The sequence below is a fragment of the Pseudomonas putida genome, assembly GCF_004357765.1.
Lineage (GTDB): Bacteria > Pseudomonadota > Gammaproteobacteria > Pseudomonadales > Pseudomonadaceae > Aquipseudomonas > Aquipseudomonas putida_U.
The window spans coordinates 147648-163242 of record NZ_SMTE01000008.1 but is presented as its reverse complement, the minus strand read 5'-3'; the positions used below and the strand labels follow the sequence as shown (position 1 = coordinate 163242).

The 15595-nt window shown below is 63.6% G+C and carries 15 protein-coding genes and 1 tRNA gene; 8 read left to right on the top strand and 8 right to left on the bottom strand.

Translation table 11 applies throughout. The features are described from left to right. Positions 1–30: 30 nt before the first annotated feature. Positions 31–798: a methyl-accepting chemotaxis protein gene (locus E2H86_RS26810; RefSeq protein WP_439958286.1), complete on the top strand. Its 768-nt coding sequence runs from the start codon at positions 31–33 to the stop codon at positions 796–798. Positions 799–904: 106 nt separating this feature from the next. Here the strand turns inward: E2H86_RS26810 and E2H86_RS13840 are convergent. Both E2H86_RS13840 and E2H86_RS13835 read right to left on the bottom strand, forming a co-directional pair. Continuing rightward, positions 905–981, bottom strand: a tRNA-Pro gene (locus E2H86_RS13840). An 80-nt stretch (positions 982–1061) separates the two neighbouring features. Continuing rightward, the gene (locus tag E2H86_RS13835; RefSeq protein WP_133328661.1) at positions 1062–1283 is read right to left on the bottom strand and encodes a YgdI/YgdR family lipoprotein; all 222 of its coding nucleotides are present in this window, start codon (positions 1281–1283) and stop codon (positions 1062–1064) included. Positions 1284–1459: 176 nt separating this feature from the next. On the opposite strand from E2H86_RS13835, the gene moaB reads away from it, so the two are divergent. Together moaB and E2H86_RS13825 are read left to right on the top strand one after the other, a co-directional pair. Next, entirely contained in the window at positions 1460–1999 is a 540-nt protein-coding gene (gene moaB, locus E2H86_RS13830) for a molybdenum cofactor biosynthesis protein B (protein WP_133328659.1), read from the top strand. Between the two features lie 22 nt (positions 2000–2021). Then, the gene (locus tag E2H86_RS13825; RefSeq protein WP_133328928.1) at positions 2022–3209 is read left to right on the top strand and encodes a molybdopterin molybdotransferase MoeA; all 1188 of its coding nucleotides are present in this window, start codon (positions 2022–2024) and stop codon (positions 3207–3209) included. Here E2H86_RS13825 and E2H86_RS13820 read toward each other — a convergent pair. Next, positions 3198–4445 carry a glycosyltransferase family 4 protein gene (locus tag E2H86_RS13820; protein WP_133328657.1) on the bottom strand — a complete coding sequence of 416 codons (1248 nt, stop codon included), beginning with the start codon at positions 4443–4445 and terminating at the stop codon, positions 3198–3200. The genes E2H86_RS13825 and E2H86_RS13820 overlap by 12 nt on opposite strands. A 226-nt stretch (positions 4446–4671) precedes the next feature. Between E2H86_RS13820 and yegS the strand changes: the two genes are divergently transcribed. Next, complete coding sequence (gene yegS, locus E2H86_RS13815; RefSeq protein ID WP_133328655.1) at positions 4672–5559, top strand: lipid kinase YegS; 888 nt, start codon at positions 4672–4674, stop codon at positions 5557–5559. Here yegS and E2H86_RS13810 read toward each other — a convergent pair. The 3 genes from E2H86_RS13810 to E2H86_RS13800 all read right to left on the bottom strand — a co-directional run bounded on the left by E2H86_RS13810 (position 5543) and on the right by E2H86_RS13800 (position 7974). Next, positions 5543–6202 carry a response regulator gene (locus tag E2H86_RS13810; RefSeq protein WP_133328653.1) on the bottom strand — a complete coding sequence of 220 codons (660 nt, stop codon included), beginning with the start codon at positions 6200–6202 and terminating at the stop codon, positions 5543–5545. The genes yegS and E2H86_RS13810 overlap by 17 nt on opposite strands. Next, on the bottom strand, positions 6192–7088 hold the full coding sequence (locus tag E2H86_RS13805; RefSeq protein ID WP_133328926.1) for a sensor histidine kinase: 897 nt from the start codon (positions 7086–7088) through the stop codon (positions 6192–6194). Before E2H86_RS13805 ends, E2H86_RS13810 begins: the two co-directional genes overlap by 11 nt. Before the next feature lie 376 nt (positions 7089–7464). Next, on the bottom strand, positions 7465–7974 hold the full coding sequence (locus E2H86_RS13800) for a histidine kinase (protein WP_133328651.1): 510 nt from the start codon (positions 7972–7974) through the stop codon (positions 7465–7467). A 342-nt stretch (positions 7975–8316) separates the two neighbouring features. On the opposite strand from E2H86_RS13800, the gene E2H86_RS13795 reads away from it, so the two are divergent. Continuing rightward, the gene (locus tag E2H86_RS13795) at positions 8317–9252 is read left to right on the top strand and encodes a chemotaxis protein CheV (protein WP_133328649.1); all 936 of its coding nucleotides are present in this window, start codon (positions 8317–8319) and stop codon (positions 9250–9252) included. 54 nt (positions 9253–9306) lie between these two features. Further along, positions 9307–10110, top strand: a complete 804-nt coding sequence (locus E2H86_RS13790; protein ID WP_133328924.1) for an MOSC domain-containing protein — start codon at positions 9307–9309, stop codon at positions 10108–10110. Between the two features lie 80 nt (positions 10111–10190). Here the strand turns inward: E2H86_RS13790 and E2H86_RS13785 are convergent, their stop codons facing one another. Further along, positions 10191–12119 (bottom strand): transglycosylase SLT domain-containing protein, encoded by a 1929-nt coding sequence (locus E2H86_RS13785; RefSeq protein WP_133328647.1) that lies wholly within the window; start codon positions 12117–12119, stop codon positions 10191–10193. A 222-nt stretch (positions 12120–12341) separates the two neighbouring features. Here E2H86_RS13785 and E2H86_RS13780 point away from each other — a divergent pair, with 222 nt between their 5' ends. After that, complete coding sequence (locus E2H86_RS13780; protein ID WP_133328645.1) at positions 12342–14270, top strand: ATP-binding cassette domain-containing protein; 1929 nt, start codon at positions 12342–12344, stop codon at positions 14268–14270. A gap of 111 nt (positions 14271–14381) precedes the next feature. On the opposite strand, the gene E2H86_RS13775 is transcribed toward E2H86_RS13780, so the two are convergent. Beyond that, on the bottom strand, positions 14382–14822 hold the full coding sequence (locus tag E2H86_RS13775; protein ID WP_133328643.1) for a universal stress protein: 441 nt from the start codon (positions 14820–14822) through the stop codon (positions 14382–14384). A gap of 110 nt (positions 14823–14932) precedes the next feature. Here E2H86_RS13775 and E2H86_RS13770 point away from each other — a divergent pair, with 110 nt between their 5' ends. Next, the gene (locus E2H86_RS13770; protein WP_133328640.1) at positions 14933–15370 is read left to right on the top strand and encodes a hypothetical protein; all 438 of its coding nucleotides are present in this window, start codon (positions 14933–14935) and stop codon (positions 15368–15370) included. Positions 15371–15595: the final 225 nt, after the last annotated feature.

The following is a 15595-nucleotide window of genomic DNA, read 5'->3' as shown; positions in this document are numbered from 1 at the left end:
AGCGGCCAGCTCAGCAGCATCGCCAGCGACATGGCCCGTGGCACCCAGGACCAGTTCCAGCGCACCGACCAAGTCGCCACCGCCATGCACGAGATGTCCGCCACGGCGCAGGAAGTGGCGCGCCACGCGGCCGAGGCGGCGCGGGCCGCCGATGATGCCGACCACAGTGCTCAGGCCGGTGAGCAGGTGATGCAGCAGACCATCGACATCATTGGCGCGGTCAACCAGGAAATCGCCGGCACCGCGGCGGTGATTCGGGACCTGGAAGCCGACAGTACCCGGATCGGCAAGGTATTGGAGGTCATCCGCGGCATCGCCGAGCAGACCAACCTGCTGGCGCTCAACGCCGCCATCGAGGCCGCGCGCGCCGGTGAGGCAGGGCGCGGCTTCGCCGTCGTCGCCGACGAGGTGCGTAGCCTGGCGCAGCGGACTGCGGCATCGATCGCTGAAATTCATCAGATCATCGACGCGGTGCAGTCCGGCGCGGTCGAGGCGGTCAAGGCCATCGAAAGCGGCCAGCAGCGCAGCGAGCAGGGCGCCGAGCAAGTGCAGCATGCCGGGCAGATGTTGCAGCGCATCACCCTGGCCGTGGAGGCGATCCGTGACATGAACCGGCAGATCGCCACGGCCGCCGAAGAGCAGACCAGCGTCGCCGAGGACATTTCGCGCAACCTGGTCGAGATCACCCGCATCGCTACTGCCAACCAAAAAGCGGTGCAGCACACCGAGCAGGCCGGGCAGCGTTTGCATGGCTTGTCGGGCCAGTTGGGCGAAGTGACGTCGCGGTTGACGGCCTGAGCGAGCCGTTCTGCGGGACGCTGTCTGGCGCCTAGGGATCGGGCCCGGCAGCAGCGACTTTCCCGAGGCACGAAAAAGCCCGCACAAGGCGGGCTTTTTGAGGATTTGGTCGGAGAGACAGGATTCGAACCTGCGGCCTTCTCGTCCCGAACGAGACGCGCTACCTGGCTGCGCTACACTCCGATGAACAAAATCCTACTGCATCCTTTTTTCGCGCGCAAGCCCTTGTTGTTAAAAGGGCATTTGCAAATCGGGACGCTCTATCACAGCTCTTTGACGGTACGGATCTGGTCCTTGTTCAAGCGCGTGCGCTTGCCGTCCAGTTGCTCGAATTCATAGAAGCCCGAGTCCTCGTCGAAGGTGGGCGTATCCACTGCCTGAATCTCGCGGCCGTCGTTCAGGGTGATCACGGTCGGCGAGGCGCAGCCGGCGAGGGCGCCGAGGCCCAGGGCGAGCAGGAAAGCGGGAAGCGTCCGTTGAATCATTGTGTTTCTCCAATGCGTTGATACCGATGACTGTAAGACGCAGTGCGTCCGAGCAAGTTCCATGCACAGTTCAGCATAGCGTCAATCCGCTGGCATTGACCGGAAACAACGGCGCAGTTGGCCGCAGCCTGCTGTGATATAACAGGCGCATCTTCTTCCCCTTGCGACGGAACCCCATGAAAGCCAAGGCAGATACCCCCTTCGTGGCGCTGAACATCGCCGTGCTCACGGTCAGCGACACCCGTACCTTCGAGACCGACACGTCCGGCCAGATGTTCGTCGACCGCCTGACCGCAGCCGGTCACCAGTTGGCGGCACGCGTGCTGCTCAAGGACGACCTGTACAAGATCCGCGCTCAGGTCGCCACCTGGATCGCCGACGACCAGGTGCAGGTCGTGCTGATTACCGGCGGTACCGGCTTCACTGGCCGCGACAGCACCCCTGAGGCGGTGACCTGTCTGCTGGACAAACAGGTCGAGGGCTTCGGTGAGTTGTTCCGGCAGATCTCCGTGGCCGACATCGGCACCTCGACCGTGCAATCCCGTGCATTGGCCGGCTTGGCCAACGGCACCTTGGTCTGCTGCCTGCCCGGCTCGACCAATGCAGTACGTACCGGCTGGGACGGCATTCTCGCCGAGCAGCTCGATGCCCGTCACCGTCCGTGCAACTTCGTCGCTCACCTGAAGCAGGCAGCGGCCTGTGAAAGCCGTGGTTGACGGCGGGCAGCCGGGCCCGCTGATGGCCGTGGAAGACGCCCTGAAGCGCCTGCTGGCGTTGGCCGAGGCGGCGCCGATCACCAGTACCGAGGTAGTCCCCCTGGCCGCTGCCGAGGGCCGCGTGCTGGCCGAGGATCTGATCGCCGGGCTCGACTTGCCGCCATGGCCCAACAGCGCCATGGACGGTTACGCCTTGCGTCTGGCCGATCTTGCCGGCGAGCCGTTGCCTGTGAGTCAGCGCATTTTCGCCGGTCACGCACCGCAACCCCTGCAGCCAGGGACCTGCGCCCGGATCTTCACCGGCGCACCGTTGCCGGAGGGTGCCGACTGCGTCGAAATGCAGGAGAACACCGAATCGCTCGAAGACGGCCGAGTGCGCTTTCTGCAGCCGCTCAAGCCTGATCAGAACGTTCGCCCCCAGGGCCAGGAAACGCGCAAGGGCGAGCAGGTCATGTTGGCAGGCACACGCCTTGGCCCAATCGAGCTGGGCCTTGCCGCGACCCTCGGCCATGGCCAGTTGACCGTGGTGCGGCGGGTGCGCGTGGCGGTGCTGTCCACCGGAGACGAGCTGGTGGAGCCCGGCTTGCCGTTGGGACCAGGGCAGATCTACAACAGCAACCGGCGCCTGCTGGTGAGCTGGCTGCAACGCTTGGGGTGCGACGTGGTCGACGCCGGCATCCTGCCGGATGACCTGGCGCTCACCCGGCAATGCCTGGGCGGCTTGGGTGATGTCGACCTGATCCTGTCCACCGGTGGTGTCTCGGTCGGTGAGGCCGATTTCCTCGGCGCTGCGCTGCGCGAAGCCGGCGAGCTGGCATTGTGGAAGCTGGCGATCAAACCCGGAAAACCGCTGACCTTCGGGCATTACCAAGGGGTGCCGGTGATCGGCCTGCCAGGTAACCCGGCGTCGACCTTGGTGACCTTTGGCCTGCTCACACGCCCTTACTTGTTGCGTCGCCAGGGCGTGACCGACGTCACGCCGCTGCGTTTCGACATGCCGGCAGGCTTCGACTGGCCCAAGGCGGGTACCCGGCGTGAATACCTGCGGGCGCGGATCGAGCAGGGCCAGGTGCGCATCTACAAGAACCAGAGTTCGGGTGTATTGCGCAGTGCGGCCTGGGCCGAAGGCTTGGTGGAAGTCAGGGAAGGCAGCACACCGAAGCCTGGCGACAGCGTGCCGTTCATTCCCTTCAGCGAGCTACTTGGCTGATCGCCCTAGCCAAGCGCCACCAGGTTGGTTGACGCCGGCCGGTGCCGCTTGACTCAGGCGCATGTGTACCGTTTCCAGTTGCTGGGCCACCACGTTCCAGTCGTGGCGCTGACGGGCGAACGCCCGGCCTGCCTCGCTCAGCTGACTCATGCGCCAGGGCTGGTTGAGCAGCTGCGTGATCAACAATGCCAACTGCCCACTGTCGTCGCCCCCCAGGTAGTGCTCGCCGTTGTTCAAGGCAAGCCCCGACACGCCTTTGCTACTGCTGATCACTGGTAATCCGGCGGCCATGGCTTCGAGAATCTTGACCTTCGAGCCACCGGCATAGCGCAACGGGGCGAAGAAGATCGCTGCGCGCCGCTGCAGCTCGCGCAAGTCGGGGCGGTAGCCGACCCATTCGATTCGAGGGTCGTTCCAGTGGCGCTTCCAACTGGTGGGCAAGGCATGCCCGGCGATGGCCAGGCGCACCGCCGGATTGCTCATCCAGACCTGCGGCAGGATGTCCTCGAGGGCCCATTCGATCGCTTCGAGGTTGGCCGCACATTCGAAATCGCCGACGAACAGCAGCCGCTGGCTATGCAGCGCCGGTCGTACAGCCTGGTAGTAGTCGCAATCGACACCGTTGACCACCACATTGACCGGGCGCTGCGCGATCTGACTGATCAGTTCGGCATCATGGGCGCTGACGGCCACCACTTCGGTGGGCTGGCGCAACACCCGCTGCTCCCAGCGCCGGTAGCGCCAGCGGTCGAACGCGTTGAGCGGTCGCAGCCATAACGGCAGGCGGTCGTGGCTGGCGCCGCCCATCACCGATTCGAGGGTGTGTTCGCTCAGCAGGTAGGGCAGGCCGCGTGCCTGCAGCGCTTTCTCGAATGGCTGGAAACTGTAGCTATGCTCGATCTGGATGATGTCCCAGGGTTCGTCCAGCAACTGTTCGAACTGGTGCCGCAGGCAGGGCGCCAGGCCGTTGATGATGACACGCATGGGGTAGTCGATGATGGGTGAGGCGAGCAGGTTGAGTGGGCTATGCACAGCTCGCCTGGGCAACACGATCAGGCGTTCGAGCAACGGTTCGAGGGCGTCGCGTGCGGCGTCGCCGAGCGGCACCTTCGATTGCGCCAGCAAAGTGATGCGATGGCCATGCTGGGCCAGTGCGCGCAGCAGGTGATATTGCCGGGTCTTGCTGCCGCTGGTGGTCGGCCAGGGCAGGTAGGGAAGGGTCCAGAGTATGCGCATGACCGGAAATCCTCGCTGACGGCCACGGATAAAAAACGCGCCCATCGGTGAGCCAGCCATTGGCTGCTGCCGGGGCGCGTCCTTAGCTAACAGTAAAGCCCACGATGTGGCGTTCGCCCAGCGACCGACGATCAACGCTTTACCTTGGGCGTGCAGCATTGTGCGTGTGCCTGTGGTCGGAATACGGGTTGAACCTCTCAAACGGATCTATTCACGGAGTAGCGCGATGCAAGGGCCCAAGACGATGTTGATCCTGCATGGCAAGCAGGCCGCCAACGATGACGTGCGCGAAGCGGTCGGCGCCCTGCGCGAGCGCGGTAGCGCGATCGACGTGCGAGTGACCTGGGAAGCGGGGGATGCCCAGCGACTGGTGGGCGAAGCGCTGGCCGCCGGTTATGAGCGCATCGTGGCCGGCGGCGGCGATGGCACGTTGCGCGACGTGGCCGAAGCGATGGGCCTGGCCCGTACCGACGCGAGCCTGGCGCTGTTGCCGCTGGGTACCGCCAACGATTTTGCCCGCGCCGCGGGCGTGCCGTTGGAGCCTGCCGCCGCCCTGGCCTTGTTGGAGCGGCCGGCGCGCGCAGTGGACCTGGGGCAGGTCGGCGAACAGTTGTTCCTGAATATGGCAACCGGCGGATTCGGCAGTCAGGTGACGGCCAATACTTCCGAAGACCTGAAGAAAGTGCTTGGCGGGGCGGCCTACCTGTTCACCGGCCTGAGTCGCTTCAGCGAGCTGCAACCGGCGGAGGTGGAGCTGCAGGGCGAAGACTTCCATTGGCAGGGACAGTTGCTTGCCCTGGGTATCGGCAATGGTCGCCAGGCCGGTGGTGGGCAGGTGTTGTGCCCGGATGCGGTGGCTGACGACGGCCTGTTGGATATCGCCATCTTGCCCGCCCCCCAGGACGTGGTAGGGGCGTTACGCGACCTGCTGGCCGGGGATGGGCTGTTCGTGCGCGCGCGCCTGGCCTGGGTGGAGATCAAGAGTTCTCAGGGGTTGGATATCAACCTCGACGGCGAGCCGCTGCAAGCCAGCAGCCTGCGCTTCTCGGCGCTACCCGGTGCCTTGCGTGTACACTTGCCTGCCGATTCGCCGCTGCTCAGTCATCCAGGCTGATGATCTTCTCGCGTACCGCGAACAGCACCAGGCCCGCCACGTCATAGATCTGCAGGCGTTTCATGATCTGCGAGCGGTGAGTCTCCACGGTCTTGATCGACAGGCCCAGGCCCTGGGCGATCTCGCGGGTGGATTTGCCCCGCACGATCAGCCGCAGGATCTCCAACTGGCGCGCGGTGAGGTTGTGGCGATTGGCATTGGGGTGCTTGCCGGTCTGGGCACGCATCAGGGCCTGGTTGATCACGGTGTGGGCGATGGCCGGACTGAGGTAGCGCTCGCCGGCGCGCAGGGCGGTCAAGGCCTGTTCCAGTTCGGTGGCGGTGGTGTCTTTGAGCAGATAGCCATGGGCGCCGCTTTCCAAGGCCCTCATGATCAGGTCCGGGTCGGTGTGCATCGACAGGATCAGCACTTTGCAAGCATTGCCCTCGGCGCGCAGCTGGGTCAGGGCATCCAGCCCGCTGGTCGAGCGCATCGAGATGTCCAGCAGGACGATATCCGGCACCAGGTCGCGCACCTGCTCCAGAAGCTGGTCACCATCGTCGGCCTCCCCGACCACGGTATAGCCCGGGATGTCTGACACCAGGGCGCGTACCCCGGCACGTATCAGCGAGTGGTCGTCCACCAGCAACAATCTACAGGTCATTGTAAACAGGGGTCCTGGCGCGTTCGTGGGTGCGGGGTGGCCATGGGAACAAGACATCGATCCGGGTGCCGAGGCCGAGCTGGCTGGTGATGTTCAACTGGCCCTGCAATGCGGTGGCACGCTCCTGCATGCCGGCCATGCCACGCTGGCCGGCGGTGGCAGGGTCGGCGGCCGGGACGAAACCGCGGCCGTCGTCCTGGATCAGCAATGCAAGGCCGGCCGGGCTGCGTTGCAGCCGTATGATCAGGTTGTGCGCCTGCGCGTGGCGTAGCACATTGGTCACCGCTTCCTGGGTGATGCGGTAGGCGGCCATCGCCACCTCTTCGGAAATCCCCCCCAGGCGTTGCTGGCATTCCAGGCTCCAGTTCAGGTCGCTGCGGTCCAGGGTCCGCAGCAGGTGCGCACGCAGGCTGGCCTCCAGGCCAAGGCTCGCCAGCTGACGGGGATTGAGCAGGGCGGACACGTCACGCACGTTGCTCAGGGTGGTTTCCAGCGTGCTGCGCAAGGTATCGCATTGACCTTGAAGCTCGTTCGGCAGACGGCGCTGCAACCACTGCAACTGCAGCTTGGCGGCAGTGAGTGACTGGCCGATGTCGTCGTGAAGTTCACGGCTCAGCCGCTGGCGTTCGTTTTCCTGGACCTTGAGCATGCGGTCGGCGAGTTCGGCCGGATGCAGGTTGATCGAGCGCGCCCAGCGGCGCAGGTGCCAGGCAACGCCGAGCGTGGCGACCAATTGCAGGGCGATCAAGCTCGCCGGCAACGCTTGCCCTGCCATGCACACGGCCAGGTTGGCGGCCAGGGAGGCTACGCACAGCATGCTCGTCGTCCAGCGCAGCAGGGCAGTGCGGGAGCAGCGACGCAGAGGGATCTTCAAGCGTGGGAACATAGATAGGGAAGCCACTGAAGTCTTGCTGATGGAGGCCTTGTGCATGTCTAACCAGAGGCTTGGCGTCGTGCTTACGAGCGAATCGCGAGTGTGATGGAAGTTGCCCCTACATGGGCGCTACGCGGATTTGCCGGCGCGTATGGTAACACTTCAAGTTGATTTGGTCGCGGCTGGCTCGGTGCTGGAAACCTCTGGATTTGCGGGGCGATTCTGCCGTTTTTCGGTTCGCGCTGGATGGCTAAGTGCTACTACTCGGGGCATGCCAAGTTCAACTTCGTTGCCTGCGCAAGACGCGCGGCGATACAACTTGCTGAACTTCCCTGGGGCCCCGGAATTCATAAGGGCGTCTGCGCTTAGTTGCACTTTACCGCCGCCTCTAGTGCGGTCGATTGGGCGCGCCTGGGAAGCTGGTATTCGATGGATAAGGGAGTGGATGAGCGCACAAGTTGCCCTCGGTGCGGCAGGCCGAGCAAGCATTGGGCAAGGGCTGGCCGAGCACGCAGGCGAGGTCGGTCAACAGATCGGTTTGCTCACTGGCGTCGAGGTTCAAGCGCCCTGTGTGAACATCCACCAGCTCCAGTTGCCAGGCCAGAAGGGTCAGACACGCCTCCACCGCAGGCAGGGCCTCGGGCAGCAGACGCTGCTGGTGGCATGCCGGAGCCAGTAGCAATTGAAGGCCGGCAGCGTAGTGGGCGACTTCGACCAGACGTAGGTCATTGGCGCGACGGGCGAGGGTCTCGAGGGCACTGTGCAGGCATTGGCAAGCATCAGGATCGTTGTCGATCAGTTCCAGGTGGTGCAAGCATTCCTGGGACTGCGTCAGCAATACCTGCGCGTCCAGCAGGAATTCCTGCAGGGCGCCGCTGTTCAAGGGTGGGGTATCCATCATGTGACTCCAGCACGGTGGGCGGGAGCGATGAAGTGCCACGCGAAAACGATTGCTAGCAAAAGCCTGACTCCATTCATGCAATGAGAATGGCGTCACATTAATGGCTAAAGGATATCGCGAACATCAGGTTGCGCCCGATTGCCTCTAGGGGTTTCCCTGATAGGAGTCTAGGGGTGGCAAGGTGAAGCGGAGCTGACTGAGTGTCCGAAGTAAAGCATGATGGTAAAGTGATATCAATCGGCTTCGTAGCAATTTTACCGGGGGGTCAAGCTGGGCGCGAAGCCGCCGATACAAGGCCGATGAACTCACCTTTTCCGACAAAAGCCTGGAGGCTTTCCAATGGCTGGCATTCTCGACACGGTAGACCAACGCACGCAACTGGTAGGTGAGAACCGCCTGGAAATCCTGATGTTCCGCCTGGCCGGGCGCCAGTTGTTCGCGATCAACGTGTTCAAGGTCCAGGAAGTGCTGCAACTGCCCAAGCTTACCCTGATGCCGCAGCGCCATGCCTACGTCTGTGGCGTGGTCAACCTGCGTGGCCAGACCCTGCCAGTGATCGACCTGTCCCAGGCGATTGGCATGCGCCCCCTGCAACCGGGACCAGGCAGCACGATCATCGTCGCCGAGTATAACCGCTCGGTGCAAGCCTTCCTGGTGGGGGGCGTCGACCGCATCGTCAACATGAACTGGGATGCCATCATGCCGCCGCCCACCAGCGCCGGACGCCAGCATTACCTGACCGCCATCACCAAGGTCGATGACCAACTGGTGGAGGTGATCGATGTGGAGAAAGTCCTGGCCGAAATCGTGCCCTACAACGCGCGGGTTTCGAGCGACAAACTGTCCGATCCAGTGCTTGCCCGTGCCCGTGGCTGCGAGGTATTGCTGGTGGACGATTCCAACGTCGCCCTGGCGCAGTTGCGCGATACGCTGTCGCAGTTGGGGATGAAGCTGCATGTGGCCAGCGACGGTCTCAAGGCGTTGCGCATGCTCAAGGCCTGGGCCGATGCCGGCGAAGATGTCTGCGAAAAGCTGCTGATGGTGTTCACCGACGCCGAAATGCCGGAAATGGACGGCTATCGCCTGACCACCGAGATACGTAACGACCCACGACTGCGTCGCCTCTACGTGGTGCTGCACACGTCGCTGTCGGGCAGCTTCAACGAGTCGATGGTGAAGAAGGTCGGTTGTGACAACTTCCTCTCCAAGTTCCAGCCGGATCGCCTGGTGGAGGTGGTCAAGCAGCGCCTGCAACTGGATACCACCGCTGGGTGATCGTTGCGTCCAGGTATAAGCTGGACGTTTTACGATGGTACGAGGCCAGTGGGGATGTATCTCAGCGAGTTGTATCGGTATCCGGTGAAGTCGGGGCAGGGGCAGTCTCTGCCAGCATCGGCAGTGGATCATCTGGGTTTGCAGGGCGATCGGCGCTGGATGGTGGTGGAGGCAGACAACGGACGCTTCCTGACCCAGCGCGCCTGGCCGCAACTGGGGCGCATCCAGGCAGGCTACGGTGAAGCGGGGCAGTTGCTGCTGCAGGCCTCCGGCCACACCCTTCTTGAGGTGGCCGTGCCGGAGGCTGACGACAACCTGCGGGGCGTGACCATTTGGCGTGACACGCTGCGTGTGCCCGATGCGGGCGATGCGGCCGCGGACTGGCTCAGCCAGTTGCTGGGCAAACCGGTGCGCCTGGTGTATTGCCCCGAACCCCGGGCGCGTTACCTGCCCAATGGTTATGGCCTGAACAGCGACCGTGCGGCGTTTCCCGACGGCTTTCCCTTGTTGCTGATCGGCCAGGGCTCGCTGGATGAACTGAACCGGCGCATTGGTCGGCCAATGCAGATGCTGCGTTTCCGACCGAACCTGGTGGTGCAGGGAGCAGGACCGTTCGCCGAAGATGGCTGGAAGCGGATACGCATCGGCGCACTGCAGTTTCGCCTGCTCAAACCCAGTGTGCGTTGCATCCTGACCACGCTGGACCCGGCGACCGGCGAGCGCAGTGCCGACCGGGAACCTTTGACGACGCTCAAGACATTCCGCGAGAAAGAGGGCGATGTGTTGTTCGGGCAGAACCTGGCGGTCGATGGCAGCGGCGTGCTGGAGGTGGGAATGCCCGTGGAGATCCTGGAGTAGCGCGGTGGTTGGGGGAGCGACGTGCGTTGCCGATGGGTCGCAACGCCGCTCCGTTCATCAGGCGGTGCCAGGGTCTGGCCTCACATGTCGTCGAAATACCGCTCGTGCCAGTCCACCAGCGGCTGGGGCGCGTTGAGCTTCTGGCCATAGATGACCGAGTAGGACAACACGTTCTGCACGTATTGGCGGGTCTCGTCGAATGGGATCGATTCGACCCACACGTCGAAGCTCAGGTGCTTGGCGCCGCGCAGCCACTGCCGCACGCGCCCAGGCCCGGCGTTATAGGCTGCCGAGGCGAGCACCCGGTTGCCGTTGAACTGGCTGTGCACCTGACTCAGGTAGGCAGCGCCGAGCTGGATGTTCTTGTCCGGGTTGAGCACTTGTGCGGGCGAGGCCAGTGGAATGCTGAACTTGCGAGCGGTCTCCTTGGCCGTGGCCGGCATGAGCTGCATCAGGCCGCTGGCGCCGACCGGGGAGCGGGCGTCTTCCATGAAGGCGCTTTCCTGGCGGGTGATGGCGAAGACCCAACTCGAATGCAATCCACGGACCTTGGCTTCGCGCACCAGGGTGTCGCGGTGGGCCATCGGGAAGCGGATGTCCAGATCATCCCAGTACTTGGCCTGGCTGATGGTGCGGATGGCGGGGAAGTACCAGCGCAACTCGTAGGCCAGGCGCGCCTGTGCGACCATTTCGTCGCGGGTGAAGTGCCGGCTCACGTGATACCACTCACGACGGCCATCGACGATCTGGCCGCGGGCATGGAATTCCAGGGCGCGCTGGATGCCAGGGGTGTTGCGCACCTTGTTCACCAATTGCGGGCTCAGCGCCAGCGGACGGTTGTTGAGCTGATACGGTGTCTGCGCCCGATCGGCGGCGAGGAAGCCATAGAAGTCGCGCTCGCGGGCCACGGTCTTGTACAGCAGCGGGATCTGCGGATTGTTCGGCTGGGCCAACTCCAGGCTGCGGGCCTGCCAATACTTCCAGCGGCTGCTTTCGGCGAGGTCCTGCGGCAGGCGCTTGGTCAGCTCGTAGGCCTCTTCCCAGCGACCCAGGCGCAGCAGTAGACGCAGACGCCATTCGCTGACGGTATTGTCCCTCAGCTGTGGGTCATAGCGGGTCATCAGATCGAGGGCGCGGGGATCGTAGCGGCGGGCCAGAGTGAGCCCGATTTCCCGGGCGATGGCGACCTTTTCTTCAGCCGAGAAATGCATGCGCCGGGCGTAGTCGTCGAGCAGTGCCATGGCCCGGTCCGGGTCCTGGCGGGCCAGGCGGCGCAGACCGAGGCTGACCACGTCGGACATCGCCTCGTTGGCAGGTACGAAACGCGATGGCTGATCGAGCAGTTGGGGCTTCTGCGCGACGTCCACCAGCAACCGGCCTTGGGCACCGAGTGTGGGTAGCGTCTTGACCAGGCTGTTGGCTAGGCTGTAGTTGCGTGCCTGGGCGGCCAGCTTGGCGCGCTGCCAACGCTTGGCCTCGGTGAGTTGACCTTCGGCGGCCCACATGCCGAACAGCGTGTCGCAGGTGGCGGGCTGCGACTTGCCCACGTTCCAGGCCTTCTCCGCAGTGGCGAAACCTTCGGCGCGCAGGCCGTGGCTCAACTCGTACTGGCCGTTCAGGCAGTCGAGTTCGGTGAAGTTGAGCTTGGGGTCGTAGTAGCGACGGAAGGTGTCCCATTCGCCGCGCTCGGCCAGCCAGCGCAACCAGCGCAGTTTCATCCAGTTGGCCTGGGGCAGGTCACCGTGCTTGGCCAGGAAGGCTTCGATCTCCTGGTTGCTGGCGCTTTTAAGTCGAGCGGTCAGCTCATCGTAGGCCAGGTACGGGGTCAGCGGGTAATCGCGCAGCGCCTGGGCGTTGCGCAGGTAGGGGCCCTTGTCGCCTTTGGCCAAGGCACGCTTGGCCTCGTCATAGAGCTGGCGTTGCTGGGCTAGGTCGGTGGCTTGCGCCGCACTCGCGGTGGCGGCGGTGAGCAGCAGGCATGAAGCAATCTGTAACAGGCGGCTGCGCATGATACGTCCGGGCAGTTGAACCATGGGGAAGTGACGGCTGAGCCAGCACTGTTGGAAGCGATTGGTCTTAGCTTAGCCGGTTGCCGGTAGTGGGTGAAAGCACTGTGCTTGTATCAAGGCATTTACCCCGACCAGGCGTCGTAAAGCTCGCTCTTGGCCGACGGGCTGATGCCGTGCAGGCCCAAGTCAGGTAGAATGCGCCCCCGCTTTCTGGAGACGAACATGACCCTGCTCAAATTCAGCGATGTGTCCCTCGCATTCGGCGCAATGCCGCTGCTGGACAAAGTATCCTGGCAGATCGCCCGTGGCGAGCGGGTGTGCATCATCGGCCGCAACGGTACTGGCAAGTCGAGCATGCTGCGCCTGGTCAAGGGCGAGCAGAAGGGCGACGACGGCGAGATCTGGCGCGCCCCCGGTCTGAAGATCGGCGAGCTGCCTCAGGAGTTGCCGGTGGCCGACGAGCGCAGCGTGTTCGACGTGGTGGCCGAGGGCCTCGATGGCGTCGGTGCCTTGCTCGCCGAATACCACCACCTGAGCCAGAACATCCAGGGTGACGAAGACCTGGAAAAACTCATGCACGTTCAGCACGAGCTCGAAGCCCGTGACGGCTGGCGCCTGCAGCAGGTGGTGGAAAGCACCCTCAGCCGCCTGCAACTGCCTGCCGACAAGACGCTCGCCGAGCTCTCCGGTGGCTGGCGGCGGCGTGTGCTGCTGGCCCAGGCGCTGGTTTCCGAGCCGGACCTGTTGCTGCTCGACGAACCGACCAACCACCTGGACATCGGTGCCATTGCCTGGCTCGAGGAGGCGCTGAGCACCTTCAACGGTGCGGTGCTGTTCATCACCCACGACCGTTCGTTCCTGCAGAACCTGGCCACGCGCATCCTCGAACTCGACCGCGGCGGCCTGATCGACTGGAACGGTGACTACGCCAGCTTCCTGGTGCACAAGGAGGCTGCGCTGGCGGCCGAGGAAACCGCCAACGCGCTGTTCGACAAGCGCCTGGCGCAGGAGGAAGTGTGGATCCGCCAGGGGATCAAGGCCCGCCGCACCCGCAACGAAGGCCGCGTGCGTGCGCTCAAGGCGCTGCGGGTCGAGCGCAGCGAGCGCCGTGAACGTCAGGGCAAGGCCAATATCCAGATCGAGGCGGCGGAAAAGTCCGGCAAGCAGGTCATGGTGCTGGAGAACGTCAGTTTCGCCCATGCCGACGGCCCGATGCTGGTGAAGGATTTCTCCATGGTTCTGCAGCGTCAGGACCGCATCGGCCTGCTCGGTGCCAACGGTACCGGCAAGACCACCTTGCTCAAGCTGATGCTCGGTGATCTGGAGCCCACTGCGGGCAAGGTAGAGCGCGGCACCAAGCTGGAAGTCGCCTATTTCGACCAGATGCGTCACCAGCTGGACCTGGAGAAAACCGTGATCGACAACCTGGCCGAAGGTCGGGACTTCATCGAGATCGACGGTCAGAACCGCCATGTACTGAGCTACCTCGGCGATTTCCTGTTCAGCCCGCAGCGGGCCCGGACGCCGGTCAAGGCCCTGTCCGGAGGCGAGCGTGCGCGCCTGCTGCTGGCCAAGCTGTTCAGCAAGCCGGCCAACCTGCTGGTGCTCGACGAACCGACCAACGATCTGGACGTCGAGACCCTCGAACTGCTCGAAGAAGTGTTGTGCAACTACAAGGGCACCGTGCTGATGGTCAGCCACGACCGGGCCTTCCTCGACAACGTGGTCACCAGCACCCTGGTCTTCGAAGGGCAGGGCAAGGTGCGCGAATATGTGGGTGGCTACGAGGACTGGATTCGTCAGGGCGGCTCGCCGAAGCTATTGGGCGTGACCGAGAGCAAGGGCGGCAAGTCCGAGCTCAACAGTGCCGTGGTGGAAAAACAGGCGGCCGAGTCTGCGCCGGCTCCCGTTGCCGCAACGGCCGATGCATCGAAGAAGAAGCTGAGCTACAAGCTGCAGCGTGAGTTGGAGATGTTGCCGGGTCAGATCGACGAACTGGAACAGCGGATGGCTGAAGTCCAGGAAGAGGTCAATGCGTCGGGCTTCTATCAGCGTCCGATCGAGGAGACGTCGGCGGTGCTGGCGCAGCTGGAGAAGCTGCAGGGCGAGCTGGATGTGCTGGTCGAGCGCTGGGCTGAGCTGGAAGGCTGATGCGTGTTTGATCTGTAACGGCCTCTTCGCGGGACAAGCCCGCTCCCACAGGCGCACCGCAATGCTCTGTGGGAGCGGGCTTGTCCCGCGAAGAGGCCGCTGCAGCCTACATCATTCCTTCTTCTGCAACCGCACTGCCAAGACATCGCACGGCGCGCCATGCAGCACGTCGTTGGCGGTGGAGCCCAGCAGCAAGGCCAGGCCATGTCGGCCATGGCTGCCGACCACGATCAGGTCGCACTTCTGGTCCTTGGCCAGTTGGTGGATTTCCTGGCGCGGCTGCCCGTAGGTCAAATGCGAATCGCCGCGGTTGATTTCAGGATATTTATTGAACAAGCGGTCCATGCGCTCCTTGGCCTGGTCGAACTGCTGCTGCTGCAGTTGCGAGAGGTCCATTGGCACGTCCCCGCCAAAGGCCATGGCCATCGGTTCGACGATATGCACCAGCGAGACTTTGGCCCCCGTGGGTTCGGCCAGCTTCATGGCACGCTTGATCACCGGGTCGCACTCTTCGGTAAGGTCGACGGCGACCAGAAGATGTTCGTAGGACATGAGCAGTACTCCTGACAATCGCGATAGTAGAAGTATGGTCGCTTTATGGCAGGTCTTCCGTGAAAGATGAGTAACCTGCTCATTTGCAACGCTTTATGGGATCTACAGATATGACGGTATGGCTGGTTGTGTCAATCCTTGCGCTGATTCTCAGCCCGCTTTCCTGGCTGCGCCTGTCGCGCAAGCAGGGCGAGCAGATGACCTTGCGCCTGGAAGCGCGGCGCATGGGCCTGGCCATGCAGTTGGCCCCCCAGCAGTGGCCGCACTGGCTGGAGCGTGAGCCGCCGAGCCCTTGCCCGCAGTACCATCGGGCGCGGCGTCGGGGTCATGAAGACTGCTGGTGCTACTGGCAGGTCAGCCCCGGTGTGTGGTGCAACCAGTGGCGTGAGGTGTGCGACGACGCGCGCCTGGCCGAGGTGTTTTCCCGGCTGCCCGAGACCGTCTACAAGGTCGAGGCCGACAAGCGCATGATTGCCCTGTACTGGAGCGAACGCGGCGAAAAATCTGTGTTGCAGGATATTGCCCACGCCTTCGAAACCCTCGCATAAAAAATGCGGAGGTGGCAAACCACCTCCGCATCTACCTCGATAAGGCCAGGCAGGCCGGACAGCACCCACACTATAGCCGCTAATTCCCACTCGGCACCATCCATCGCACTCGCTGCTGCGAAAATACGTCCGATTGTTGCCATGAATGGCCAACGATCACCGTCATCATGCGTACTACCTTTATTCGCTAGCGTGACCGGAAAGTCGCGTCCTCAGCCTGATTCT